The following is a 23,889-nucleotide window of genomic DNA, read 5'->3' as shown; positions in this document are numbered from 1 at the left end:
AATTATTTCCGCCGTGGCGGATATTTCGAAAAAATGCACTATCTTTGTCACAGTTTCCGATTGGCTTTGTGCCGGAAAGACTGGGGGTGCCCGGTTTTGACAGCAGGCAGAGTTTGATTGTAAGCACGTCGAGCGCTGTGCGGCGGCTCGTTAATCCCGATGCTCAAACTACAAATGGCAATAATCGCCTTGCACTCGCTGCCTAATTTTCAAGGAAAATTGGCTTAATCGCCGAAGCCTAGGCGCTTTGGCGACGAGTATCCCGAAGGGACGTTCCGCTCTTTAACGGCTCTTCATACGGGGTATCATTCATTGAGAGATAGTGCGACGGAGCGTTCCGGCCGGCGTGCGAAATTTTAGGAACTGGGCCCCGTGTTCGGTTGCCGCCTGCCAGACATGGGGAGAAGGATCAAATTGCGGATAAACGTGTAGAAAGCTTTCGGGTTCCCTGTTTGGACGCGGGTTCGACTCCCGCCACCTCCACAAAGTGTATTGAATATCAGTGTTTTATGGTATTTACACACTAAATTACACACTTTCGAAAGAAGGTGTGTATTTTTTTGGCGTTCTTGAAGAAGTTAGATGGAAGAAGCTTTGGAAGGAAGAAATCAGATCTTGCAATGAGTAATGGAGCGAGTTCACTACCAACTTTTGGGGCTAAATACTAATATGGTATAGCGTCAAAATAAATGCATACTCATTGCGTTATTCTACAATAATCTCTGTATTTTAAGGATATTCAAGGTAACCATATATGGTGGTTTCTGAATAAATTAGTGCAATGTTCATAGGTTGCATAATGAAATAGGGTGGTAAGTTGTATAAATTCAATACGATATAACGATGGATTTTTACTCCTCAATAACAGAACTGACCGTTACTTATGAAAGGCTCATTGAACAGCTGAACTCCGATCCTTGTGAGACAGACGCATCTCAGGTTTATTACCAACAGGCATATCGGGATATTTGCGTTGTATTACGAAGCACGCCAGTGGAACCAATCGCCCTGCGTCTTATTGCTGAGGGGATTAACGATCGTATATTGACCCGTCTGCGGGACTTAATACGAACTACTATCCATATTTGTGAAACCCGTCGTGAGGTTTTCGGACAAATTAATTTTGGTGATCTTTGTCGGCTTCGGGAAGATTATCTGTTTGCCGGAAAACGAGCTTTGTTGTTAAATGACCAAAAACAGATCGGAGAATACCCTTACCCGGATGAGAAGGTCCGTGAACAACTCTTGCGGGAAAATCGCATAGAATTGGATGGAGTCGACAATGAACGTAATGCGTATCATAAGGAAAATGCTGATTGGATCAGTACGGACTATTATACCCTTATCTATGAACTGAGTTGCTCTTCAGCCTCAATTCTCGATAGTTATTTTCCCGTTGAAAAGGAAACAAAAATAATCACACCAATAGGAACAGATTCCGATGAGCAGATGCCTGGGGTTAAGAACATTTTGCCTGACGAAATCTTCCGCTCGCGGATGTTCGACAAATTTCGCGAATTGGAAGAGCGGTTGGTCAAATTAGGTGATCTGGACGTGGAGTTGCGCTGGCAGGCGAAGCACAAAAATGATAAACCCGATATCAAGCGGCTTGTGACATTTCTTACGGGTTTGCTTGATAATGGTTATTTTCTTCCCAAACGTGATATGGCGATTAAGCGTTTTTTCGAGATGCGTTATCGAATTGCGATAGGTCAGAATTTTGAGCGTCGCCGCCGCGAACCATTAACAAAAATCTACCATACGATTTTTTACAACCTTCCTTTTTAATAATTTCACTACGACCGTAGTACGATTTTGTATTAAATGTGATTTTTGTATAGCATTTATAGTCAGTACATAATGAATGTATTGGTTACGATTGTTGTTCTCTTATTTTAACTGAGTTACATTTGTGCTATAATTGACTGGTCAACAATCTCATGTCTCACCAATGTAATTTGTATATGGATATAGAAACATTGAAATCGAAACTGTTGTGGCAGATGACAGGAGAAGAATTTCTCTTTCTTCAGCAGAATGGCGTGGAGCAATCAGAGCGGCAGCCTTACATTGTCGCTCCACCGAAAAAACACGTTTACGGAATTCGGGGCATCGCCGAATTGTTCGGGTGTAGTATTCCGACTGCTAACCGTATAAAGGCGAGCGGAAAAATTGATCAAGCGATTACGCAAATCGGTCGCAAAATCATTGTGGATGCGGATTTGGCGTTTGAGTTGGCAGGACGTAAAACCGGTGGCAGGAAAGTCCGTTCTCGTGATATCCTATAAAACGAGGCTTCTTCGCAGAAAAGTTATTTCGACAGTTGGAAAATCCAGTGTTCAAATATCCGGGAAAATAGTTATTTTTACGTTCGGTGTTCTCGGCTTGTTGCTGGAACCGCAAATGATACCTATTAAAAGCTAACGTTATGTCCATACAACCGTTATTCGATCTCACGGGCAAGGTGGCCGTGGTCACCGGCGGCGGCAACGGTATCGGCCGCGCCTGTTGCGAAACGCTCGCCGAAGCGGGAGCCACCGTCGTGGTGAGTAACCGCACGCCCGAAACCGGCGAAGCCGTGGCGCAGGCCATCCGCGACAAAGGAGGCAAGGCCCTTGCCATCGCATGCGACGTACTCGACGACCGGGCGCTGGAACAACTCGTTTCCCGTACTGTCGAGGAGTTCGGGGCGATACACATTCTCGTAAACAACGCCGGCGGCGGCCGGGGCGGTCACGAAAATCCGTTCGAACTCAGCGCTGAAGAGTTCGAGGCGATTTTTCGTCTCAATGTCTTCAGCGCGTGGAAACTCTGCAAACTCGTGGTGCCCCACATGGCCCGGGCGGGTTACGGCAGCATCGTCAACATTACCTCGATGGCCAGTATCAACAAAAGCCCGAACATGAGCGCCTACGCCTCGTCGAAAGCGGCGCTCAACCACATGACAGCCAATCTGGCATTCGACTTCGGGCCGATGAACGTGCGTATCAACTGCGTCGGGCCGGGTGCCACGCGCACGCGGGCCCTCTCGACGGTACTGACGCCCGAGATCGAGAGCCGCATGCTGGCCCACACGCCGATTCACCGGCTCGGCGAACCGTCCGACATCGCGGGTGCCGTGCTCTACTTCGCCGCGCCGGTCTCCGAGTGGGTCAGCGGTCAGGTGCTCTTTGTCAACGGCGGCGGCGTGCAGACGCTCGACTGACAGTCGGCAGTTTTGTTCCTGCACCTGCATGACGTTTTTACTTGATATAAGCAGAGCATTCCGAAAAATAAAAATCGCCCCGACACAGAGTTCGGGGCGATTTTATTATAGCGTTTTTGGAAGCAGAGATTACTCCGGCTTTTGCAACAATCCTTTGATATACGTTTCAATCTCTTCCGCACCGATGGAATATGCGGGTTCCAGCTGGCTGAAATTACGATCCTCGCCGAAACGCCTGTAATCTGTCAGCATGGTGAGAATATGCTTGCTTTTGAGCATATGGTTCGAATAATCGCCGGCCCTTTTGACGTACTTCATCACATCGGGGTCTTCGCGGAAAATGCAGTAAAGATCGTAGTAGTCCCGGAACTTGCTGCGCCGTAGCATCACTTCCATTTTCATTACGGCAATGGATGCGGCATCCGCCAAAACGATGTTGTTCATAAAGGGAATCAAGGTCATTTCCGGGGCTTTGCTCTCCCGTGCATAGAAGGAGAACTTCACGCCCGCGACGACAAATTCCACATGGTTATGGTCGAGAATATCCATCGATTCCACTTTGCCCACCGTTTCCAGCTGTTTGCGAATCGTCGGCCAATCCACATCCATCCGCTCGTCCCTGCGGGTCTGCCAGCGCATGAAATCCAAATCCTCACTCAGCCTGTGGCCAAGTTGGATGGCAAGGGCCGTTCCTCCGACCAACACCCAGCCTTTCAGGCAGTCGAGCCGTGAGGCCGGTTCGATAAGCGCTTCGGTATGTCGTGCGATTCCTTTCATGCCGTCAGTCGTGATAAATGGCGCGTAAGCATTGATTTCAGGTAACGGTCAGGATAACGGACATGGAAATAATACCATGCGTAAAAGCGGTTCAGCGAGTAATAATAATCTCCCTGAACGACCATCGTCTTCAGCCAGACGCTCTTGATTTTACTATTGGGGAATAATTTGAAAAGCAGGTCGATATCCTCTATATCCAATTTGACGAGTACCGCTTCGATCAGTTGGTTGTCCGATATGGAATCCCGGACGGAGGCTTGGTCATACGGCCAGAACGCCCCAGCCTCGATCAGTTTGTCCACGAGATGATTCCGAATATCCATATTGCAAAGTTAGCAACTTTTCTTAGATAAAACGTATTCCCGACACCATTTATTACGCGCATTACCTGCAATTTATGGGCCGTGTGGCGTAGCACTATACGCCTTTTTATTCCATAGGCTTCTTCTCTCCGAGCTATACAGCCATCAACTCGTATTTCGATAGAGTGCCTCGTAAATTTACAGCATAGGAAGAGCTTTTATTAAAAAAGTATAATCCGGATTGTTATTAGGTCAATGAAGTCTTTTTTGCAGGCCGATATAGGAGTGCGTCGGATTTTTTGCTTTCTTTGCTCTCAAACATAATACAACCATGAAAAAGAGTTTGATTCTCCTGACGGCTTTATCCGCCGTCGGATTCGGGGCCGAATCCGTAACCGCCTGTACGGGCATCACGCTGACGTCCGGCGACGGCGCCTGCGTCGTGGCACGCACGATCGAATGGGGCGGCAGCGACCTTCGCAGCCAGTATGTGGTCGTTCCCCGGGGTTATCGCCAGCAGTCGTTCGTTCCGGGCGGGAGCGACGGCATGGTCTTCACGGCGCAGTACGGCTATGTCGGCTTGGCGGTCGAGCAGCAGGAGTTCGTGGCCGAGGGACTCAACGAGGCCGGGCTTTCGGCCGGACTGTTCTATTTTCCCAATTACGGCAGATACGAAGACTACGATCTGGCGCTGAAGAGTTCGAGCGTCGCCGATCTGCAGCTCGTGCCGCTGGTGCTGAGCACCTGCCGCGATGTCGGGGAGGTGGAGGAGCTGATCGGTCGCATCCGCGTGATCAATATCGACCCGCGGGCTTCGACGGTTCACTGGCGCTTCGCCGATCGTTCGGGGCGTCAGGTCGTGTTGGAGTTCATCGACGGGAAGCCGGTTTTCTATGAAAATAAACTGGGGGTGCTGACCAACTCACCCGGATTCGATTGGCAGCTCACCAACCTGAACAACTACGTCAATCTCTATGCGGGTTCGGCTCCGGATCACGATATGGGCGGTGTCCGGCTGGCGGCTTTCGGGGCCGGAAGCGGGATGCTGGGTATTCCGGGCGATGTCACGCCTCCTTCGCGGTTCGTCCGTGCGGCATTCTACCAGACGACGGCTCCACAGCAGGCCGAGGCCGAAGCCACCGTGCTGCAAAGTTTTCAGATACTCAATAATTTCGACATACCGGTCGGCGTCGAGTTCGCCGCAGGCAAGGTTCCGGCCGACATTCCGAGCGCCACGCAATGGACGTCGGCCACCGACATCACGAATCGGCGCATCTACTACCGCACGATGCACGACAGCGCGATCCGCTGTTTTGATTTGGAAACGATAGATTTCACGAAAGTGAAATACCGGGCTTTGCCGCTTGACGAGGTGCGGCAACAGCCTATTGTACGGATGAAGGTTCGGTAAGACCCTTTGCCGATAAAAGGAAAACGGTCGGAAACAGCTCGTCTGCTCTGGCGTTTATGTCATATTGGGAAGGCACAATGCAGGCTCCGCTGTTTCAAAACCAAATAAATGGAGTCGATTGCGATCTATGCCCGGCAGGTCACGGAGGAGGTGATATCCATCCGCTTTCCCGATGTCGGAGCCGGAGCACTTCCCTGTCCCAAATGCCATGCGGGAAAGATGATCCTGCGCCGCAGATTCGCTCAATGTACCAATCCCGAATGTGCCCATATTGTTCCTCGACGGTTCCTGAATATGGACCTTACAGATACCCATTTCGAGCAGCTTTTCACTGCCGGAGCGACAGAACTGATTCGGGGACTCAAAGACAAGGATGGACAGAGTTTCGACGTCTTTCTCAGTTTTGCGGCCGACTGCTCGCTACGACCCGTTTTTCCCGAAAAACCGTTACCATCGGGCACAAAATAATAGCAAGCGTATATACTTTGAGCGCAGGAGAAAATCCTGCGCTCATTTTTATTGGGGCCAGACGTTCGTAATACCAGCAGACAATATTTTCTGAACAGAAGGGCGGGCCTGTATTCTACCGATATCTCCCGTGAAAGGAAGCGGGACAAAGGGAACATCTGACATCTGCTTTTTTAGGGCAAATTTCGCGGCGTGCCGTGTCTCCCGGCTGCAAGGTCGGAGCCTTGCGGTTCCGGAAAAAATCATCCTCGCCTGTGGCTGCGGTATTTTTCCCGGAAACCTTTTGCCGGGGGCCGCCGCGGGATTGCCCGAAAAAAGCAGATATACAGATGTTCCACATCATAAATATAAAAAAATGAAAACGTCAAACCTCCTTTCGGCACTCGTTCCAACCCGTAGATTCTGGAAACTTGCCCTGCTCCTGCCGCTGGCCTGGATCGCATTCTCCTATCTGTACACCCGAGGAATCTCTCCCGTAGGTGCGGCTCTCCTCGTCGTCCTTTTCCCGGGACTTTTCCGCTTTCTCTACCGCGTCGCCTGCCTGCTGACTGCCGTGGCGCTATTTGCCGTAATCCTCGCTCACCTCATCTATTGACCGTATGGAACTCATCCCGATCGAACCCCGTAAAATCCGCCTGTGGCTGCTGGGACACCGTGTGGAACTTACCGTTACGGCGGCATCCAGCCCCGATGCCCGCGATTGGCTCTCGACGCAGACCGTTACTCCCGAAGAGCTGGGTGACATCTGCTGCGAACTCTGTCTCCACCATATGCAGGGCACATTCGAAGTCGCCTCCGGCCAACTCTTCACTCTCAATAACCGCGAGCCGGTGCGCTATGCAGGGGTTTGGCAAGTCATTCCCGACTACGAACTCTTCTTCCGTATCTACCGGTGGTGGTACAATTTCGACCTTTCCGAAGCGCTTTCAAAACAATCCTTCGAGGAGACATTCGGGGCATGGATGGGCGGACACTATTACGAAAAATGGCTCTCCAATGAGCGGAGCATTTCCAGAATGATCGGCTATTTCGGCGAAGACACCGCCAAGGGTCGCCAGTTCCTCGATATGGTCATGGAAAAGGTACAACTTTACGAACAACGTTCTGCCCGTGGAAATTGATCCATAAAAAGAAGTCGCTGTTAAGTTCGGTGTTTTTTCCGCTATGGCATCATTCCACTGGTGGGAGTTGATCGAGCAGCACACCGTCGGGTGGGGCTGCTTGCTCTTTCCGGTGAATAGCGGGTGAACGTCTGAAAGACGCAGATATAATACCGGGGTTCATGGGAGTCCTTTTCTCAAGCACAAACAAAAAATAACCATCAATGATGGTGTTCTGCTTCCATGGCCTCAGCCTGGGTCTTGTGGACCGTGCCGTGCGGGTGCTCTACGGGCGCATAGATCGAATAGATCTTGAGCGGCTCGCTGCCCGTGTTGACGATGTTGTGCCACTTGCCGGCGGGTACGAATACCGCATGGTCGGCCTTCGCCTCCCGCACGAAGTCGAGCTTGTCCTCGGCATCGCCCATCATCACGCGGCCCTGTCCCTGTTCGATGCGCAGGAACTGGTCGATGTCAGGGTGCAGTTCGAGACCGATATCGCCGCCGACGGGAATGGTCATCAGCGTCACCTGCAGGTTCGTGCCCGTCCACAGTGCCGTGCGGAAATTCTCGTTGCCCACGGTGTAGGCCTCGATGTCCAGCACGGTCGGGGCGTTGCCGTAGTCTTTCAATACGATTTCGGTTGCGCTCTCTGCCTCGGTGGCTGCCGCATCGGCGGTTGAGGCGTTGTTCTGTCCGCAGGAAACCGACAATACGAAAGCGGCTGCCAGTACTCCTGCCTGAAAAAGATGTTTGTTCATGTTCGTATGTGATAAAGATGTGTGTGTATTGATCGTCCGATGAGTAGAAGGGACGCCCCTTTCAAGGCATCCCTTCTGTCGGTAGGTACCGCGTCTTTACTTCTTCTTGTAACCGCACTTGGGACATACGCCCTCTTCGTTGAGCGAAATGCCGCACAGCGGGCAGCGGTCGATGTCGTTCTTGGTCTCGAACTCGGCAGAACCGGCGTTCACACCGCTGGTGAAGGTGATCTTGGCGATGTTAAGCTTGTCCTTGAGCAGGTCGTAGACGATCTTGATCATGCCCTCGACGGTCATCGTCTCCTTCGTGACGACCAGACGGCAGTCGGGATAGGCCGTTGCAAGTTCGGTCTTGAACGCTTCGCCCTTCATCGTGTTCTGCGGGTGGCCGTTCTTGATGCCCTGCTTCTCGTATACGTCGAGAACAGCCGGCAGCAGCGGGTCGTCTTCGCGCAGGATCAGTGCGTGGTCGAAATTCTTCAGCACGTCCCAGGCCGTCTTCTGAATCTCGTTGCAGGGGAATACCATGTTTACCCCTTCGTTGACCGTGTCCTCGACCTCGATGGTCAGGACTCCCGTGTGGCCGTGAAGATACTGGGCCTCGCCCTTGAAACCGTAAAAGCGGTGTGCGTACTGCAAGTCGAATGTTGTGATGCTTCTCATGTTGATTTACTGTTTGTTTGTGAATGATTTGTTGAGTGTTATCTGTACTTGTATTTTCTCGATATCGGCAGCGGGTATGTTGTGGCTCTCCAGATATTGCCGGATCAGGCGGGTCAGCTCCGCATCGTCGTAATCCATGATCTGTTCTCCGTCGAATAGGTGGTGGTGCTCGTGCACCGTGATGTCGTAGTTGCATTTGCCCGTTTCCGGATGGCATACCAGCGATAGGATGCCGGCTTTGCAGAACGAGTCGAGGACGCGATAGATCGTCGAGAGCGTCATCTCCTTATCCTTCGACTGGACTTTGGCTATGATGGCTTCGATTGGCGCATGGCGCAGTTCCATCATGGCCTCGTAGACAGCCCTTCGCTGGGGTGTCATCTTCAGTCCCGCTTTGCGTATCGTATCTGTTGTCTCCATCTGTCGGTTGTATTGTGCTGCAAATATATTGCGAATAATTTATAAATGCAAATAATTCGCAACTAAATTTTAGGAGCAATTGATCCCAGCCCGAATTGTGCCGTAATTGTCTATATGTTCCGGCCACTATATTCCGGTAGGCGGAATTAACAAAAGCATATTTGTTATCGAAGGAATTATGGAGCCGTTATGCGAAGCTCTGCCCTTGGCGAGAAATGAAAGCAAGAAATTTAATGTCCCGTTTCATCCATGAACTAACACTCTGTTCGATGTACTTTTTCCGGTGCCTGAAAAGTACACCGAATAGGCCACAGACAATCTGCTTTAAACAACTCTTTCTTGCGCATGTATAAAAATAAGAAAACCTTATAAACGATTCGTTTACAAGGCTTTGCTGCTTTGTCTTATCTAATTGTGCGATGCGATCTGGACCAGAACCCATTTTACAATAGACGCTCCGACTAAAGCGGAAGCCATTGCAAAGGCGGCAACCCTTGTCGGGCAAGATGTCGAAGATACCGAGGCCGAAGATGAACAGATCAGCATCGAGGAGTCGGAGACGCTTTACGATACGATGGACGAAATCCCAGTTGAAGAAAGCGACGGCAACTCAACCATTGACATCATTTTTGACGACGGGGACGACCTTGCCGACAATGTGACAGGCGCAGTCTGAGACTACTGGTGGAAAGAGGCCGGCGATGAAGTGCTGGAATCTATTACGGGCCTGCGACGGTCGGACTTCGACCCCACGGACGGATGTCGGGCTTTCATGAAAGCTTGCGGGGAGTGGTGGAATAAGCACTCCGACCTGGAGAAAATCGAAATCTGGATGCAGCAGACTGCTGCGGCCCAGCGATACTGCCCGCACTGCGGGCGCCGCCTCTCCGGCTCCCATGCCGAGGACTATGCCTTTCAATGCAAGTACTGCGGTGAGGATTTTTACAGTTACGAGGTCCTCACTTCACCCTCGACACGACTGTCGGAATTAACTGAATAATAACTTTTACACAATGAAAACCTTAGAAAAAATTACAAAGCGCTATTCGCTGACGAACAGCTACTACAAACACCGGCAACAGGATGACCCGATACACTGGCAGAGATTTACGATTACCTTCAGCAGCACGGCGAACTGCCGTTCCGTTACGAAGGCGACAACTGGTCATACGATGCGCTGTGTGAGTGTCAGAAGCGCCCGGGCGTATACTTGTCGCAATACCTGACGCCGGATCGTACGGCGCGGCAGATGGCTGCATTGGCTGTACGGTATTTCGACAATGACAGTCGGATCGTCGATGCCTGCTGCGGCACGGGACAACTGACACGCGCATTGATTGCCGAGGGAGTACACCCTTCGGCAATTATCGGGTTCGATATGGATGGTGATATGATAGCTATTTACGAACGGCTATACCCGACCGTAGACGCGATGCAGATGCGGTTTGAGGATATAGATTTTCGCGGCGAGAATATCATTGCCAATCCTCCTTTCGAGACGGCGGAATGCATCTTCTTCTTTGACTGGCTTACCAAAGTACAAAGGTCGGGAGACTACGCGGTTCTGCTTTTGCCGCACGGTTTTATCGACAAGCAGCGACCGAAAACCGTGCAGGAAACGATACGGCACTTTATCATTCATCACCGGGCACCCATGCAGGAACTGTTCCTACGAACGAACTGCCGTGCCGAGATCGTTGTCTTGGAACGATTGTAACATCTTTGGGAGTAATCATTCTCCGGTATTATCCATTTGCTTCCCGTGAGGCGAAAAATGGTGTAAATATTAAGTTTCCAATGAGTTAACATTTATACATTTTTTCTTTTTCGAGGAATAACCGGCATAAAAAGGTAATTCCAGACGAGGTTTCGGTTTCCTGATTGTTACCTCGTCTGTTTTGTTGTATTTTGCATAGAACAATCATTTGCAGCTTCTTGCATTGTCCTTCATCTTGACAGACAACTCTGAGGAAATTAGTTCTGGGCTTGGGAAGAAAGTACAAACTTCTTTTGGAGTTATGCGATGAATTCTGCAAGGATTACAAGACCCGTGTAGGTGTCGACCGTGCTATTCACTCCTTGCCTCGTTATCAGACATTACGACGCGATTTGAATTTCTTCGTCTGCCAGAACTTAAAGTCAAGGATATCCCCCTTGCGGAACTGGATCAGTCTTTTGCAGAGAAAATCGCCGCCTATTACTATTATGTTGTCGAACAGCCGGCGATCGAATACTTCACCGAAGAGGATATCAACAGCCTGATAAATGGCAAAGTCAAGCAGCAGCGTCAGGATCGGACGCGGGATATGTTTCTGTTCTGCTGTTTTACGGGTCTGTCGTATGCCGATCTGGCCAAGCCCACATATGACGAACTGACACAACCCCCGGACGGAGAATGGTGGATAACCAGTATCAGGCAGAAGACGAAAGTCGCGTTCACGGTAAAACTGCTTCCGGTCGCAAAGGCAATCCTTGAAAAGCACCGTATTCCGACAAACCGGTTCAACAGACTTTTTTCCGGGAATTCGGACAAGGTCTTTCCGGTCGCTTCCTTGAAATCCTCGGATGCCAGCCGTTTGTCAAAATTTTCATTCAAGGTTTTCGGCATACAAAAATACAGCATGCTCTGCGAGGCGGGGCGTTCCCAAGTCACGCCATATCAATATGACCTGTAATATGGCAATAGTATAGATTCCAGTGTTACTAAATCGATCTTTTTATCAGAAAACCGATGTCGGAACTGAAAAAGTTTCAACATCGGTTTTCGGTCTGTTCCGATCTGTTAAAGAGATCGTCTATTTTTTTGCGGACTGTATCTGCATCAGGAGAGCCTTGTAGTAAGCTCTGTCGGCTATGTTGGCAGTCGTCACCCGGCTCTTGAGCAGCCGTTCGATGCGGTCGAGCGTTTCGCAGTAGTAGGCTTCCGATTCGTCGATCGTACTGATGTTCACCCTCGACTGGAATCCGTAGCCGTAACGGTCTCCGAAATTGTATGAAGCTTGTTTGGCAGTTTCGGTGGCGATATACCCGGCTCCGTGCTCCTGCTCGATTTCGCGCAGGCGGTCGATGTAACGGTCGGTCAGGCCCGAGGCATCGAGCCCGTAAGCCCGGATATCCTCGATGGTCGGAGCGTAGGCCGAGACAGGGATCGTGATGCCGCCGCTGTTGCCGCCCTTGCCGGAGTATTTGGTCAGAACCTTGATCATTTCGCCGATCATCAGACGTTGCATGAGCTTGTCCGTATTGGTAAGTTTGCGGCCCTTGATCGTGTTCTCCCAGAAACCGTTGTAGATGTCGTCGAAGAACTCGCGCGGCAGGTAGGGTTTGTCCGAAATATAGGCCGAGAGCGTGACGTTTTTGTACGTCGAGAGGATACTGGTCCCGAGGGCCGAAACGATCTTCAGCGAGGGATTCAGAGCTACCGGGAACTTGTCGGTCAGGGCCTTGTCATCGAGCCAGCCGCTTTCTCGGATCTGCTTGATCACCCATTGCAGCGATTTGCGCTGCGTGTCGCGCGGAACGGCGCGGAAACGCTCGCCGGGCGTGCCGTCCTTGACCTCGGTGAGGTAGATGCCGCCGACATTCATCAGCACGTTGCGCAGATAGCGGTAGTATTGGTTCAGGATGCCGGTGTAGAGTTCCTGACGGTGTGCCGTGGATTCATCGTCCGTGATCCATGTATTGAGGTTCTGGAGGATGTAACGCAGGTTGGCAATGCCATAGGTGCCGGCTTTGATCGGGTCGTCGCCGAGATCCTCCTCGAGGGCGCTCGGGTCGTAGCGGGCCGAAACCTGCTGGCGTCCGTAGCGGTAGAGGGGATCGCCGGCCTTCTCGTCCACCCAGCTCTCGAGGACCTTTGCCTCCTCTTTCACCGATTTGTTGCCGGGGATGGGCGAGTAGAGCCATTTGATGACGTATTCGTCGTAGCAGCCCAGGTCGGGAGGCGTCAGTTTCACGCCCTTGTCGCCGGGCTGTGCCACATAGTTGAAGCGTGCGTAATCCATGATCGAGGGTGTCGTGCCGTATTTCTGCGTGAAGGTGGCCGAACGCAGCGAATCCACGGGGAACGTGCTGGAAGCGGCCATGTTGTGCATCAGTCCCAGCGTGTGGCCGACTTCGTGGGCCACGACGTACTCGATCGACTCGGTCATCACATCCTCGGGCATCTTCTTGGCGCGGGCGCGGGGATCGATCTGTGCGGTCTGGATGAAACGCCAGTTGTTGATGAGCTTGACGATGTCGTTGTAGACGATGACCGAAGCGTTGATGATCTCGCCGGTGACGGGATCCACCCACGACGGGCCCATGGCATTCTCGACGCTGACGGGCAGGTAGCGGATGCAGGAGTATTTCAGGTTGTCGGGATCGAACTCGGGATCGTCCTTGGGGAAGTCGCGCACCTGAAGCACGTTCTTGAAGCCGATCTTCTCGAAGGCCTTGTTCCAACGGAGTACGGCCCGTTTGATCGGGTCGCGCCACAGGACGGGGAAGGCGTCGTCCACATAGAAGACGATCGGTTTTACCGGCTCGACCAGTTCACCGCGCTCCCAGGCCGCTTGGTCCTTGGGCTCGACGCGCCAGCGGTTGGCGAAGGTGTAGAGCTGAATCTGGTCCTCCTCGTTGGAGATGCGCTGCTTGCCGGTGAGGAACACGCCGATGCGGGAGTCGGAGATACGCGGCTTCATACGGTCCTCGGGCAGCAGCAGGATTGTGCGGTTGACCTTGGTCGAGAGTTCGCCCTTGCCGAGGTTGAAGAACAGCAGGCGTATGTCGTAGGAGTAGGTCTGGTAGGTCTCGATGCTGACGTTGTCGTCGAAGGCCTTCAGTTTGCCGAAAGCCGTGAGGTCCGACTTCAGGTTCGACGTGATCTGGTACATGCCGTTGCTTTCGAGCACCGGGTTGAGTTCGTCGACCTTGCTGTTGAACAGCGGCGTGACCTCGAATACGACGGCCGTGCTGTCCGGCGAGAAGGTCTCGATCTTGTACTTGCCCTTGAATGCGGACATGTAGTTCTTCTGGACGGCGTTGCGCATCAACGAATCCTTTTCGTCGTAGCTGACCATGGCGTTGACCGTCCGCAGGAAGATGGCGCTGTCGATCAGGTCGAAGGTGACGTGCATCGGGTCCTTGCTCTTGTAACCCACCGTGCAGATGTCCGAATTGCTCGACTCCACGGGCGTGGAAGCAATCAGCAGTTCACGTCCCAGCAGCCGGAGGGGATATTCGAAATAGAGTTTGCCGTTGACCTTATGCAGGGTGATGAATTTGCCGGTGACCGTTTCGCAGCCGGGTTTGTCGAACAGTTTTTCGTAAGGTGTCTGCTTCTTTTTGGGAGGCTGTTCCTTCGCCTGCTCGGTCTTCGCTTTTTTCTTGCGCTTGGATGCGGCGGCGCAGGAGGTGGGGATTGCGATCCCGGCCAACAAGGCCAGGATCGTACCCGCTAAAATCCATTTCTTCATGTTTTCTTTGTTGTTTATTGGGTGAAATTACTCTTCGGAATCGTCGCCGATCGCCTGCAGGTCGATGTTGTACCGCTCCTTGAAATGGGCGACGATCAGATCGTATTTGGCGCGGATACGGCGGTATTTGTCGAATGACGCATTCAGAATACCGCCTTCGGCCTCCAACTGCTCGAGGGTGCTGCCGGTAATGGCGTTTACATAGTCTTTCCAGTCGAGCATCTGGTCTGCGCGGGAACTCCAATTGATAATGCCCTGTTGACGCAGTTTCGTGATGTCTGCATCGGAGGGGTAGTCACTGGTCGTGGAGTAGGAGGCCGAATAGTTCGTCAGGTCGTGGAATTCCGAAGAGCGTTCGATCAGCTCCTTGTCCGCGAGCCGGTTGAGAAAGGCCGCACATCCCTTGCTTTTGAAGCGGGTGCGCATGGCGGGTGTGAACGCCTCGATGTCGGCATTGGCCCAGTTGAACGCAAGGTAGTCGTAGCCCGAATAGGCATCAACGGTCTCCCAGGTGATTTTATTGAGAGGCGAGATCTTGGAAGCGTATTCCAGTTTACTCAGCAGGAGTACCTTATGGGGCATTGTCCGGGTCAGTAGCGTGTCGGGAAAGTGGGCGATGATCTTCTCTTCGAGCAGCTTCACGAGCTCCCCGACGTAATTCTCATCGGCCGCTTCGGCCACATATCCTGCATGGAACGTGTCGCGTGTTTCTCCCCACCAGCGAATGTCGGAGGTGACGTTCCAATAGAACTCATTTATGTCGAACTTGTAGAGGATGACGCTGTTGTATTTTTCGGACAGCTCCACGATCCGCTGATCGTACTCGTGGTCGCCCTGCGGCAGATCGGCCAGCGACCAGAACGGTTCGGTCCCGGTGCTCGGCGTCGGCGTATCCTCGTTGGAGCAGGAACCCAGGAGCAGGGCGAGAAGCGCTGCTCCGAAGCATATGTTTTTCAACTCTTTTTTCATGTTTTTCCGTGTCTGAAAGTTTATGTCGGTTTACGGGACGCTTGTGTCAGGGATTCTGTACCAGTGCCGGGTTGCGCAGCATGACGACCTGCGGGATGCGCAGCACATAGCGGGAGCTGCCCTCTTCGAGCGTGTAGGTCTGCTGGGAACCGGACTCCATCGAGAAACTGTGCGTGAGCGCCGGTTTGCCGTAGCGTCGCAGGTCGAACCAGCGATGGTCGTCGAAACTAAGCTCGCGGCGCCGTTCGGCCTTGCAGAAATCGAGCAGCGCTTCGCCCGAGTAGTCTGAATCGCCCGGATAGGAGTCGAACCGGTATTCGCGCAGGTGGTTCAGGTCGGCGAGCGCCGACTGCCGCCGTTCCTCGCTGCCGTCTTCCAGATAGAGGCGGATGTTGGCCTCGGCGCGGTTCAGGTAGGCTTCGGCGACGCGGAATCCTTTCTGGTAATCGGTCGTTCTTACCGCTTGGGTCTGGTTCTTGAAAGGAGAGACCGGAGTCGGTTGGTCATAGTTGTTGTCCAGCTCATAGTAGTAGGTGTAACGCAGGTCGCCGGAGTACTCCTCATTCCACTCGTCATATTCGACCTCGTAGATGCCCAGCAGATCCTTGGAGACGAAAAAGGCATCCTGCCCGTTGTTCGAGCCGTAGAAGAAATCCTCGTATTCCATGAATGAACTGTAACCCCAGATGCGTTCGGGGCTGCCGGTGGCATAGACATTCATTGAGGCCGAACTCCAATAGGTACTGAGGTTGATCAGATTGGGACGTTTCTTGATGACGTAGTCGGCCTCTTCGATCACTTCGTCCCAGCGCTCCATGTAGAGATAGACGCGGCTCAGCAACAGGTGGACGAACAGGTCGGTGACCTTGGAGTTCCCGTTGTTGGTGCCGTATTGTTCCATCAGCGGCGCAGCTTCCAGCAGGTCGGCTTCGATCCGGGCATAGACCTCGGCGATGCTTTTGCGTTCGGGGAAATAGTCCGTGACTGCCGACTCCAGGATGATGGGCACGCCGGGCGATGTGGTGACATCGACGCCCGCGGCGTTGTAGGGCTCGGCGAAGACGTTGACCAGCATGAAATAGTAGTAGGCCCGCAGCGCCAACGCCTGCCCGCGCAGGTTGGCCTTGTCCTCTTCGGAACCCGTCACCTTGTCGAGATTGTCCATCACGACGTTGCAACCCGAAATCTGGTTATAGTAGTCCTGCCAGGTCGTGATGCCTTCGGTCGAGGCGGCGCTCATCTCCTCGAAAACGTCGGTGCTCCAGGTGAAGGGGGCGCGTCCCCGCCGGAGGTATTCGCCCTGCCGGGTATTGTAGGCGCTCTCCACATCGTCGGTCATCAGGTCCAGATAGCCGATGAAGAAACTGTTGCGGGGGTAACCTTCGCCCAGCAGCAACTGTGCGAGGTCGTTTGTCGAGCTGGGGCGGATTTCGTCCTGACTCGACTCCTCCAGAAAGGACGAGCAGCCGGGAAGCATCGAGGCCGCCACAGCCCAGCCAAGTATGTATGATAGGATCTTTTTCATGTCTTTCAAGGGTTAGAATCCGATGTTTACGGTAAGTGTGTAGGTTCTGATCAGCGGCTGCGATCCGGTGGCCACCTCGGGGTCGAGCCCTTTGAAATCGCTGCTGTGGATGGTGAACGGGTTGCTCACGCTGGCCGTAATGCCGAGGTTCTTCATCTTCCAGCGGTTGAGCAGCTTGGAGGGGAAGTTGTAGGTCAGCATGATGTTGTTGCAACGCATGTAGGAGCCGTCGACGACCCGCACGTCGGAGTAGTTGTAAAGTGCGTGGAGATACTCCCGGCTGCCGTTGGGAAGCAAAGCCTGATAGGCCGTGACCGACGGCGAGGTGCTCGAACTGATGTAGGAGGGCAGGGTCGGGATGTTGGTCTTGGCCTCGTCACCCGGCTGGCGCCAGCGGTTGAGCAGGTCTTTCGAGAGGTTGTCGTAGGCGCTCGGGATGTTGTTGGTGAGCCCGCTGTCGAAGAGCGGCGCAAGGAACCGTTTGCCGCCCAGGTTGATGTTGAACGACGTGGAGAGCGCAAACGACTTGTAACGGAACGTCGTGGAAAAACCGCCCGAGAAGTCCGGTTCGATTGATCCCATGTATTTCATGTAGAGCGTGGCATCGTACTGTGCCTCGGGCATCTCTTCGGCCGTCGGAATGTCGAATACGGGGTATCCCCGGTCGTCGAGATCTTTCAGTTCGAAGGCCCAGATGGCACCGACCGGATAGCCCTTCTTGTTGAGCGTACCGCCGGTTGCGGCGCGCCAATTGGCGTTCTCCTCGATCGTGGAGTTGACCTCGTTGTAGTTCTTCGACGTATTGAGCGAGAGATACCACGAGATGTTCTTGGTCTGGATGACGGTTCCGCCTACGGTAAGTTCCCAACCCGAGTTCTTCATGCTGCCGCCGTTGATCGGCATCGAGGTGACACCGAACGAATAGGGAATCTGCTTGTAGACGATCATGTCCTCGGTCTTACGGTGATAGTATTCGGCCGAAGCGACGAAGCGGTTGTTGAAGAGACCCAGATCGAAACGCAGGTTGACGCTCTTGACCTTCTCCCAGCGCAGATCGTTGTAGGGCAGGTTCTTGATCATCTGCAGGTATTCGCCCGTCGAGGTGTCGATGTTGTCGGAGGGGATGTAGGTGATCAGCGAGGGTCCGAAATTGTCGGCCAGGTTACCCTGCCAGCCGTAGGTGGCGCTCAGGCTGAGGTCGCTGATCCATTCCAGATTCTTGATGAATTGTTCGTTGTAGGCGTTCCAGCGCACACCCACGGACCATACGGGCAGGAAGCGGTTGCGCGTGTCCTGTCCGAATTGGTTGGAAGCGTCGGAGCGGATCGTGGCGTTGAAGACGTAGCGTTCGTCGAACGAATAGCTGACGTTGCCGAAATAGCCGACGGTATTGGTCCTGCGGTCGGTGATGCGCGTCGACATGCGGTCGTAGAGCGGGTTGTCCATCGATGAGGTGCTGGTCGCTCCCTGAATCTGCAGCGGCGGCAGCGTCACGGTCTTGCCGCGGTCGGGGAAATAGCCGTAGGTCGTGGCCGAGACGCCGTCGTATTTGTTGCTGGCCAGCTCCTGACCGATCATCACATAAATACGGTGCTTTCGGGCGAACGTATGGTTATAGGCGAGCATGTTGCGCCAACTGTAATTGATCTGGCGGTTTTCCAGCGTGTTCAGCTCACCGCCGTGGGGCAGATACGACTGGTTGTACTTGTCGTCCTCGGGACCGTAGGCGCCGAATTCGTAGTCACGGATGTCGGTGATGTAGTAACTGTGCTCGGTGGCGTAGGTCTCGCCCACGGTGTTGTTCGCGGCAAGGCCGAAGATGCTGGTGAACTTCAGTCCGGGAATGATGTCCCATTCGAAGTTGATGTTGGCGTTCAACGATTTGGTGTCGTTGGTGTTGCTGGTGTTGTGCAGCTCGTTGAGGATGTTGTAGCGGAACCCGTCGAGCTCTTTTTCGTAGTAGAATTCGCTGCCGTCCTCGTTGTAGGCGGGAATCACACGGCTGGTCGATGTCGCATAGGTGTAGGGGTTGACCGATCCGAAGAATCCCGAGGTATTGCCGACCGCACCGGTGATACCGACGCCGAGAGTGATGTTCTGGCGCAGTTTCGCCTGCAGGTTGATCGAGGCGCTGTACTGCTCCGAGTCGTTGCCGCGGGCCGAGCCGTTGTTGAACGTGGCGTTCAGGGAGGTGCGGTAGATGATGTTCTCCGAGCCGCCCGAGACGCTGACACTGTGGTTGTGGCTGACCGGGTTGGTGTAGAGCAGGTCGAACCAGTCGGTGTTGACCTGCTCCAGCATGCGGACCTCTTCGTTGAACTGGGCATAGGAGATCTCTTTGTTCAGGTAGCGTTTCAGTACGCCTTCGTAGCCGATATTCTCCAGCGGTTTCTGTCCCATCAGGCGGCGTTCGTAAATTTCGCGCGACACGTCGATGCGCTCTTTGGAGTTCATCAGGTTCATCTTGTCGTAGGTGAACTTGGAGCCGATCGACACGTTGCCCGAGTAGTTGACCGACAAGCGGCCGGCCTCTCCCTTCTTGGTCGTGATGACGATGACGCCGTTGGCGGCTTTCACGCCGTAGATCGCCGTCGCCGAGGCGTCCTTCAGGACGGTGATCGACTCGATGTCATTGGGGTTGAGCCACGAGATGGCGCTTCCCACGAAGTTCCGGACCATGTCGAAGTTGTCCTCCGAGATATTTCCCAGCGCGTCCAGCTCCTGCGTCTTGAAGGGCAGCGGGTCCTGCTGGATAATGTTGTCGACGACCCACACCGGCTCCCGGTTGCCCAGCAGCGTGGAGGTACCGCGGACACGGACTTTCTGGCGCGATCCCACCATACCGCTGGTGTTCATGACCACCGTACCCGAGAGTTTGCCCTGCATCATCTGTTCGATGCTGTTGGTTCCGTCGAAGTACATCTCTTCCCGCTTGATCGTCGTGCTCGAACCGGCCATGTTGGATTTGCGGATCTTCTGGTAACCGGTCACCACGACATCCTCCACGTTCTGGATCTTCTCGACCATCTTGACGTTCAGCGTGGCCTGTCCGGTGAACGGTATCTTGACGACATCCATGCCGATGAAGCTGAACACGGCGGTCGGTTTCCCCCCCCCGGTCAGGTCGGGGATTTGCAGTTCATAGTTGCCCTGCCCGTCGGTCAGCGTACCCTGGACGATGTGCCCGGCCTGGTCGGTCAGGTAGACCGATACGCCGGCCAGCGGCTGCGAAGGCGTTCCCGCAGAGGTCACCCGGCCCTTGAGCGTTTTCCGCTCCTGCGGTGCCGGTTTTCCCTCCTGAGCGCCTTTCTGTTTGATGACGATCGTCTCATCGTTGAGCGTATAGACGAGGTTCGTACCGTTCAGGCTTGCATCCAGCACCTCGGTGACGGGAACATTCCGTTTCTGGACGGTGATTCCCCGGACGTTCTTGACGAGGGCGCTGTTGTAGAGTATCGAATAACCGGTCTGGCTCTTCAGTTGTAACAGGACATCCTCCAGACTGGCATTGCGGAGTGAAACGGATACCCTGACGGGAGCCGGTTGGGCAGCCCGTGCATCCGGCGCGGCGAAGATGCCGCTCCATAGCAGGACCGCCGACAGAGCGGCTGACAGACTCCTGCGGGCCGTTCTTTCGATGGCTAAGTAAAATTTCCTCATATGCATGTATTTAAGATGAATAGTGTCGGGTAGGGTTTATTTGCGGGCGTGGACCTCGAAACGGCCGTCCCGCTCCGTGAAATAGATTTCGTCGGTCGAGGCCAGCAGTTCGGCGACCTTGTTGAAGGTCTCCTGCCGTTTGATGATTCCCGTGAAGCGGATGTTCCCGAGTTCGTCGGGGTCGGCCGCGATCTCGATGTCGTACCAGCGTGCGAGTTTCTGGCAGATCGGGACGACCGGTTCTTCGAAGAAGACGAACATGCCGTGCCGCCAGGCGGTCAGGAACTCACTGCGCACCTCACGCGACGAGAGGTGTCCCGTGTCGTCCACGGTAGTTTGCATTCCCGGCCGGAGCGTCGTCTCTTCGCCGCTTTCGCGGGCCGTCGTTTTCAGGCTGCCTTCAGTCAGCGTGATTTCCGTCTGTCCGGTTGTGGGGTAGCTATATACGTTGAACGAGGTTCCGAGCACGGTGAGCGTCGCGCGGTCGATCTCCACGACAAACGGGTGCCCGGGATCGTGCGCCACCTCGAAATAGACCTCGCCGGAGGCCGTCACACGGCGCTCCTTTCCGTCGAAACGCACCGGGAACGTGATGCTCGATTCTGCATTGAGCCACACCTGCGTCCCTTCGCAGAGTGTCAGCCGGTATTCGCCGCCGCGGGGTACGCGGACCGTGTTGACCGGAGGCGTTTCACGGGCGGCCGGGGCTGTTTCCGGGACGAAACGTGCGCTTCCTTCTTCGACGTGAATGGCGTTATCTGCGGTTTTGAGGGTATGGCCCTCTTTTTGACCGTCGAGCGCGAGGGTCTCTCCCGTGGAGACCTCCAAGACCGCATTCGTTTTGCCGGGTTCCACGATGGTGGCGATTCGGTTTTGCTCCGGGACATCAGTATCGACGGACAGGAACCGGGCTCCGGTCCATGTAAGGGCTGCGGTGACGATGGCTGCTGCCGCGACTGTTGCGGCCCGGCGCAGGAGGTGCATGCGGTATTTCCGCTGCATTTTCTTCCTTATCGGCTTCCAGACTCGCTCCTGATCGTAGGCGTACATCTGTTTGAGCGCTTTGCCGTAGGGGGATTTGCCTTCGAGCAACTCCAGAATCCGGTCTCCGGATTCCGTTCCGGCACTCCAGTCCAGCAGTCGTTCGAGATCGTTTCCCGTTAATTCTCCCCGGCTGAAGAGCAGAAATAGTTCGTCCAGGGTAGGATTGTTTTTATTCATTGTATGGAGATGGCTTTTTTATTATAACGAAAGAAGAAGCCGAACGGGTGACACGTTCGGCTTTAAATCGTAACCGGGGAATGGATTTTTTCCGGAATCCCGTCCTAACAGAGCGTCAGGAGTACTGCCAGATGCTTCCTTAACTTCTTGAACGACCGATAGAGATGTGTCTTGAGGGTATTGACCGAGATGTCGAGTTTTTCGGCTGCGTCATTGTAACTGTATTTTTCGAAACACACCAGATGAACCGCTTTGCGAGCCTGTTCGGGCAGCGCCTCGATCGCGTCGTAGAGCCTGTGGAGGTTCGCGGTGTATTCGGCCTCCTCGGCCGCGAGCGCCTCGAGGTCGGAGGTCTCGAATTTTCCGGTATTTATCGAGTTGAGCTGCACGAAGATACGCGATGCCTGCGAACGGATGTAGTCGATGGCCGCATTGCGTACGCAGGTATTCAGATAGGTCGGCGTAATCCGCATCGTGGAAAGGTTCTCCCGGTCGAGCAGTTTGATGAACACATCCTGAACGATGTCCTCGGCAATCTCTTTGGACATGACGATCAGCTGTGCCTGATAGGTCGCTTTCCGGAAATTGGCCTGAAAGAACCGCTCGAATTCTTTGGGTGACATTGGATTCTGTATCGATGCGTTATTAAGTCGGATGCTCTTCGTCACCCGGCGGCAGGCTTAGGAAAGCAAGATTTGGACAAAAATACGAAAAAAAAATCATTTTTGTTAAAACTTAAAGTTGGAATCTTATTCTTCCAAGAGGTTTGAATCATTTATTTCAAATAGCCAAGAAATGGTTTTCACAACGCTACAATAAAATTGGAACTTTCGATAATGATATATTACACTATGTGTACCCCCCCCCAATATATATTTGTATAATTTCGGTTTTTTTGTTAATTTCATTTCAAATGATCAGAGTTGTTTGACAAGAAAAAATGTAAACATAACAAAGCATAAGTCCGTTTCCTAATCATTACCTGCTGTAAACAAATAGAGTTGGAACTTAAAAAATTCCAACTCTATTTGAAAATGGATAGAACATACTTTTGTAGGGTATCTCTCTCCCGACCAATAGATCGGGAGAGAGATTTCTGGTAAATTTTTCAACCCACAGTGTCTTTTTTCGAACGGGCTACGGTTCTGAACATGTGCCGAAAGGCCGCAACGGGATGATACAGCAACATCCGCGGTCCGGCATAGCGCATCACTTCGCGGATCTTCTCCCGATGGGCCGGGGCATAACAGTGTGTCGGACAGTCTTTGCAGGCGCTTTTCTGATTCCCGTAACGGCAATGCTCCAGACACTTGCAGGCATACTCCAATAAACTATAGCACTCATCGCATAGCTCCCTGTTGCCTTCTTTATGCCGGCAGTACAATCCGATCATCTGTCGGATCGTCTCTTTTTCCTATTCTATGCGCGTCATTATATTTTGTCATTACCAACAATTCCGCCCTGATTACCGACAAACTCTACGGATTTCTTGCTTCGACATGTGCTTCCGGATCTTTCGGACTTTCTTCTGCCTATTCAGCAGGTTTAATGTCCCAATGGAGATTACTTACCAGCTCCGTAAAAATATTACCGCCTTTTTGTGGAAAAACTATGCCGGATTGGCACATATTAAGAACAAGGTGAGGCAGAGCTTGAAAATTTCCTTTTGTTATAATGCGGTCTTCCAGATAGCCCATTTTGGACTCGGCATATTGCTTCTGGATTCTTTCCGTAGGGGAACCGAACATTTCCCGGACACCGTTGGTTATCAATGGAATTATACAGTCGCAAAATTTAGTACACCGAATCGGCCACAGCCATTTCGCATCGTATTGCCCTTGAATCTGAATACAAAGATACGGAATATAATTTGAAAATACAATTTTCTGAGCAAGAGTAAATTGTATGAGTTTTCTTGCTCATATATGGCATAAGTTTCTGGTAGAGG

The 23,889-nt window shown here is 53.0% G+C and carries 22 protein-coding genes and 1 other RNA gene; 10 read left to right on the top strand and 13 right to left on the bottom strand.

Annotated features, from left to right (window positions below; translation table 11 throughout):
• Window positions 1-82: 82 nt before the first annotated feature.
• The 4 genes from ssrA to BN5935_RS12585 all read left to right on the top strand — a co-directional run bounded on the left by ssrA (window position 83) and on the right by BN5935_RS12585 (window position 3,205).
• Window positions 83-486: a transfer-messenger RNA gene (gene ssrA, locus BN5935_RS12600) on the top strand.
• 357 nt (window positions 487-843) lie between these two features.
• Window positions 844-1,788 (top strand): hypothetical protein, encoded by a 945-nt coding sequence (locus BN5935_RS15250; RefSeq protein ID WP_147625836.1) that lies wholly within the window; start codon window positions 844-846, stop codon window positions 1,786-1,788.
• A gap of 176 nt (window positions 1,789-1,964) precedes the next feature.
• Complete coding sequence (locus BN5935_RS12590) at window positions 1,965-2,288, top strand: DUF3853 family protein (protein WP_082944142.1); 324 nt, start codon at window positions 1,965-1,967, stop codon at window positions 2,286-2,288.
• Window positions 2,289-2,428: 140 nt separating this feature from the next.
• A complete protein-coding gene (locus tag BN5935_RS12585) occupies window positions 2,429-3,205 on the top strand; it encodes a glucose 1-dehydrogenase (protein WP_064976400.1) in 777 nt (258 codons plus the stop codon).
• A gap of 129 nt (window positions 3,206-3,334) precedes the next feature.
• On the opposite strand, the gene BN5935_RS12580 is transcribed toward BN5935_RS12585, so the two are convergent.
• Both BN5935_RS12580 and BN5935_RS12575 read right to left on the bottom strand, forming a co-directional pair.
• A complete protein-coding gene (locus BN5935_RS12580) occupies window positions 3,335-3,982 on the bottom strand; it encodes a nucleotidyl transferase AbiEii/AbiGii toxin family protein (protein ID WP_064976399.1) in 648 nt (215 codons plus the stop codon).
• On the bottom strand, window positions 3,979-4,305 hold the full coding sequence (locus tag BN5935_RS12575; protein ID WP_064976398.1) for a hypothetical protein: 327 nt from the start codon (window positions 4,303-4,305) through the stop codon (window positions 3,979-3,981). Before BN5935_RS12575 ends, BN5935_RS12580 begins: the two co-directional genes overlap by 4 nt.
• A gap of 310 nt (window positions 4,306-4,615) precedes the next feature.
• Here BN5935_RS12575 and BN5935_RS12570 point away from each other — a divergent pair, with 310 nt between their 5' ends.
• From BN5935_RS12570 to BN5935_RS15580, 4 genes are all read left to right on the top strand, one after another.
• Window positions 4,616-5,695, top strand: coding sequence for a linear amide C-N hydrolase (locus BN5935_RS12570; RefSeq protein ID WP_064976397.1), 1,080 nt, complete (start codon window positions 4,616-4,618; stop codon window positions 5,693-5,695).
• Between the two features lie 108 nt (window positions 5,696-5,803).
• Window positions 5,804-6,163: a topoisomerase C-terminal repeat-containing protein gene (locus BN5935_RS12565; RefSeq protein WP_064976396.1), complete on the top strand. Its 360-nt coding sequence runs from the start codon at window positions 5,804-5,806 to the stop codon at window positions 6,161-6,163.
• A gap of 355 nt (window positions 6,164-6,518) precedes the next feature.
• A complete protein-coding gene (locus tag BN5935_RS12560; RefSeq protein WP_064976395.1) occupies window positions 6,519-6,758 on the top strand; it encodes an archaellin/type IV pilin N-terminal domain-containing protein in 240 nt (79 codons plus the stop codon).
• A 4-nt stretch (window positions 6,759-6,762) separates the two neighbouring features.
• On the top strand, window positions 6,763-7,284 hold the full coding sequence (locus tag BN5935_RS15580; RefSeq protein ID WP_235821096.1) for a hypothetical protein: 522 nt from the start codon (window positions 6,763-6,765) through the stop codon (window positions 7,282-7,284).
• A 200-nt stretch (window positions 7,285-7,484) separates the two neighbouring features.
• On the opposite strand, the gene BN5935_RS12550 is transcribed toward BN5935_RS15580, so the two are convergent.
• The 3 genes from BN5935_RS12550 to BN5935_RS12540 form a co-directional block, all read right to left on the bottom strand.
• On the bottom strand, window positions 7,485-8,024 hold the full coding sequence (locus BN5935_RS12550; protein ID WP_082944141.1) for a cupin domain-containing protein: 540 nt from the start codon (window positions 8,022-8,024) through the stop codon (window positions 7,485-7,487).
• Window positions 8,025-8,120: 96 nt separating this feature from the next.
• Window positions 8,121-8,687 carry a 6-pyruvoyl trahydropterin synthase family protein gene (locus BN5935_RS12545; protein ID WP_064976394.1) on the bottom strand — a complete coding sequence of 189 codons (567 nt, stop codon included), beginning with the start codon at window positions 8,685-8,687 and terminating at the stop codon, window positions 8,121-8,123.
• 6 nt (window positions 8,688-8,693) lie between these two features.
• Window positions 8,694-9,107: a Fur family transcriptional regulator gene (locus tag BN5935_RS12540; protein WP_064976393.1), complete on the bottom strand. Its 414-nt coding sequence runs from the start codon at window positions 9,105-9,107 to the stop codon at window positions 8,694-8,696.
• A gap of 412 nt (window positions 9,108-9,519) precedes the next feature.
• On the opposite strand from BN5935_RS12540, the gene BN5935_RS12535 reads away from it, so the two are divergent.
• Both BN5935_RS12535 and BN5935_RS12530 read left to right on the top strand, forming a co-directional pair.
• The gene (locus tag BN5935_RS12535; protein WP_064976392.1) at window positions 9,520-9,783 is read left to right on the top strand and encodes a hypothetical protein; all 264 of its coding nucleotides are present in this window, start codon (window positions 9,520-9,522) and stop codon (window positions 9,781-9,783) included.
• 534 nt (window positions 9,784-10,317) lie between these two features.
• Complete coding sequence (locus BN5935_RS12530) at window positions 10,318-10,824, top strand: methyltransferase domain-containing protein (protein ID WP_204244914.1); 507 nt, start codon at window positions 10,318-10,320, stop codon at window positions 10,822-10,824.
• 373 nt (window positions 10,825-11,197) lie between these two features.
• Here the strand turns inward: BN5935_RS12530 and BN5935_RS15435 are convergent, their stop codons facing one another.
• From BN5935_RS15435 to BN5935_RS14975, 8 genes are all read right to left on the bottom strand, one after another.
• Window positions 11,198-11,590, bottom strand: a complete 393-nt coding sequence (locus tag BN5935_RS15435) for a hypothetical protein (protein ID WP_064976390.1) — start codon at window positions 11,588-11,590, stop codon at window positions 11,198-11,200.
• A 312-nt stretch (window positions 11,591-11,902) separates the two neighbouring features.
• Window positions 11,903-14,566, bottom strand: coding sequence for a zinc-dependent metalloprotease (locus BN5935_RS12520; RefSeq protein WP_064976389.1), 2,664 nt, complete (start codon window positions 14,564-14,566; stop codon window positions 11,903-11,905).
• Between the two features lie 27 nt (window positions 14,567-14,593).
• Complete coding sequence (locus tag BN5935_RS12515) at window positions 14,594-15,535, bottom strand: hypothetical protein (RefSeq protein WP_064976388.1); 942 nt, start codon at window positions 15,533-15,535, stop codon at window positions 14,594-14,596.
• A 46-nt stretch (window positions 15,536-15,581) separates the two neighbouring features.
• Window positions 15,582-17,060 carry a RagB/SusD family nutrient uptake outer membrane protein gene (locus BN5935_RS12510; RefSeq protein ID WP_064976387.1) on the bottom strand — a complete coding sequence of 493 codons (1,479 nt, stop codon included), beginning with the start codon at window positions 17,058-17,060 and terminating at the stop codon, window positions 15,582-15,584.
• Window positions 17,061-17,072: 12 nt separating this feature from the next.
• Window positions 17,073-20,720: a SusC/RagA family TonB-linked outer membrane protein gene (locus tag BN5935_RS12505; RefSeq protein ID WP_162272079.1), complete on the bottom strand. Its 3,648-nt coding sequence runs from the start codon at window positions 20,718-20,720 to the stop codon at window positions 17,073-17,075.
• A 36-nt stretch (window positions 20,721-20,756) separates the two neighbouring features.
• A complete protein-coding gene (locus BN5935_RS12500; protein ID WP_064976386.1) occupies window positions 20,757-21,941 on the bottom strand; it encodes a FecR family protein in 1,185 nt (394 codons plus the stop codon).
• Between the two features lie 104 nt (window positions 21,942-22,045).
• Complete coding sequence (locus BN5935_RS12495; RefSeq protein ID WP_064976385.1) at window positions 22,046-22,564, bottom strand: RNA polymerase sigma factor; 519 nt, start codon at window positions 22,562-22,564, stop codon at window positions 22,046-22,048.
• Between the two features lie 485 nt (window positions 22,565-23,049).
• A complete protein-coding gene (locus BN5935_RS14975; RefSeq protein ID WP_262481030.1) occupies window positions 23,050-23,343 on the bottom strand; it encodes a nitrous oxide-stimulated promoter family protein in 294 nt (97 codons plus the stop codon).
• Between the last annotated feature and the right edge of the window lie 546 nt (window positions 23,344-23,889).

The organism is Alistipes provencensis, from assembly GCF_900083545.1.
Classification (GTDB): domain Bacteria; phylum Bacteroidota; class Bacteroidia; order Bacteroidales; family Rikenellaceae; genus Alistipes; species Alistipes provencensis.
Note: the sequence above shows the minus strand (reverse complement) of the source record. Positions and strands in the feature narration are given on the sequence as shown.

Excerpts from the sequence above, each read along its gene's own strand:
- BN5935_RS12540 (WP_064976393.1), bottom strand. The coding sequence starts at position 9,107 with ATGGAGACAACAGATACGATACGCAAAGCGGGACTGAAGATGACACCC.
- BN5935_RS12550 (WP_082944141.1), bottom strand. The coding sequence starts at position 8,024 with ATGAACAAACATCTTTTTCAGGCAGGAGTACTGGCAGCCGCTTTCGTA.
- BN5935_RS12590 (WP_082944142.1), top strand. The coding sequence starts at position 1,965 with ATGGATATAGAAACATTGAAATCGAAACTGTTGTGGCAGATGACAGGA.
- BN5935_RS12495 (WP_064976385.1), bottom strand. The coding sequence starts at position 22,564 with ATGTCACCCAAAGAATTCGAGCGGTTCTTTCAGGCCAATTTCCGGAAA.
- BN5935_RS12570 (WP_064976397.1), top strand. The coding sequence starts at position 4,616 with ATGAAAAAGAGTTTGATTCTCCTGACGGCTTTATCCGCCGTCGGATTC.
- BN5935_RS12580 (WP_064976399.1), bottom strand. The coding sequence starts at position 3,982 with ATGAAAGGAATCGCACGACATACCGAAGCGCTTATCGAACCGGCCTCA.
- BN5935_RS12520 (WP_064976389.1), bottom strand. The coding sequence starts at position 14,566 with ATGAAGAAATGGATTTTAGCGGGTACGATCCTGGCCTTGTTGGCCGGG.
- BN5935_RS12510 (WP_064976387.1), bottom strand. The coding sequence starts at position 17,060 with ATGAAAAAGATCCTATCATACATACTTGGCTGGGCTGTGGCGGCCTCG.
- BN5935_RS12545 (WP_064976394.1), bottom strand. The coding sequence starts at position 8,687 with ATGAGAAGCATCACAACATTCGACTTGCAGTACGCACACCGCTTTTAC.
- BN5935_RS12575 (WP_064976398.1), bottom strand. The coding sequence starts at position 4,305 with ATGGATATTCGGAATCATCTCGTGGACAAACTGATCGAGGCTGGGGCG.
- BN5935_RS12500 (WP_064976386.1), bottom strand. The coding sequence starts at position 21,941 with ATGAATAAAAACAATCCTACCCTGGACGAACTATTTCTGCTCTTCAGC.
- BN5935_RS15580 (WP_235821096.1), top strand. The coding sequence starts at position 6,763 with ATGGAACTCATCCCGATCGAACCCCGTAAAATCCGCCTGTGGCTGCTG.
- BN5935_RS15250 (WP_147625836.1), top strand. The coding sequence starts at position 844 with ATGGATTTTTACTCCTCAATAACAGAACTGACCGTTACTTATGAAAGG.
- BN5935_RS12565 (WP_064976396.1), top strand. The coding sequence starts at position 5,804 with ATGGAGTCGATTGCGATCTATGCCCGGCAGGTCACGGAGGAGGTGATA.
- BN5935_RS12515 (WP_064976388.1), bottom strand. The coding sequence starts at position 15,535 with ATGAAAAAAGAGTTGAAAAACATATGCTTCGGAGCAGCGCTTCTCGCC.
- BN5935_RS12505 (WP_162272079.1), bottom strand. The coding sequence starts at position 20,720 with ATGAGGAAATTTTACTTAGCCATCGAAAGAACGGCCCGCAGGAGTCTG.
- BN5935_RS12560 (WP_064976395.1), top strand. The coding sequence starts at position 6,519 with ATGAAAACGTCAAACCTCCTTTCGGCACTCGTTCCAACCCGTAGATTC.
- BN5935_RS12585 (WP_064976400.1), top strand. The coding sequence starts at position 2,429 with ATGTCCATACAACCGTTATTCGATCTCACGGGCAAGGTGGCCGTGGTC.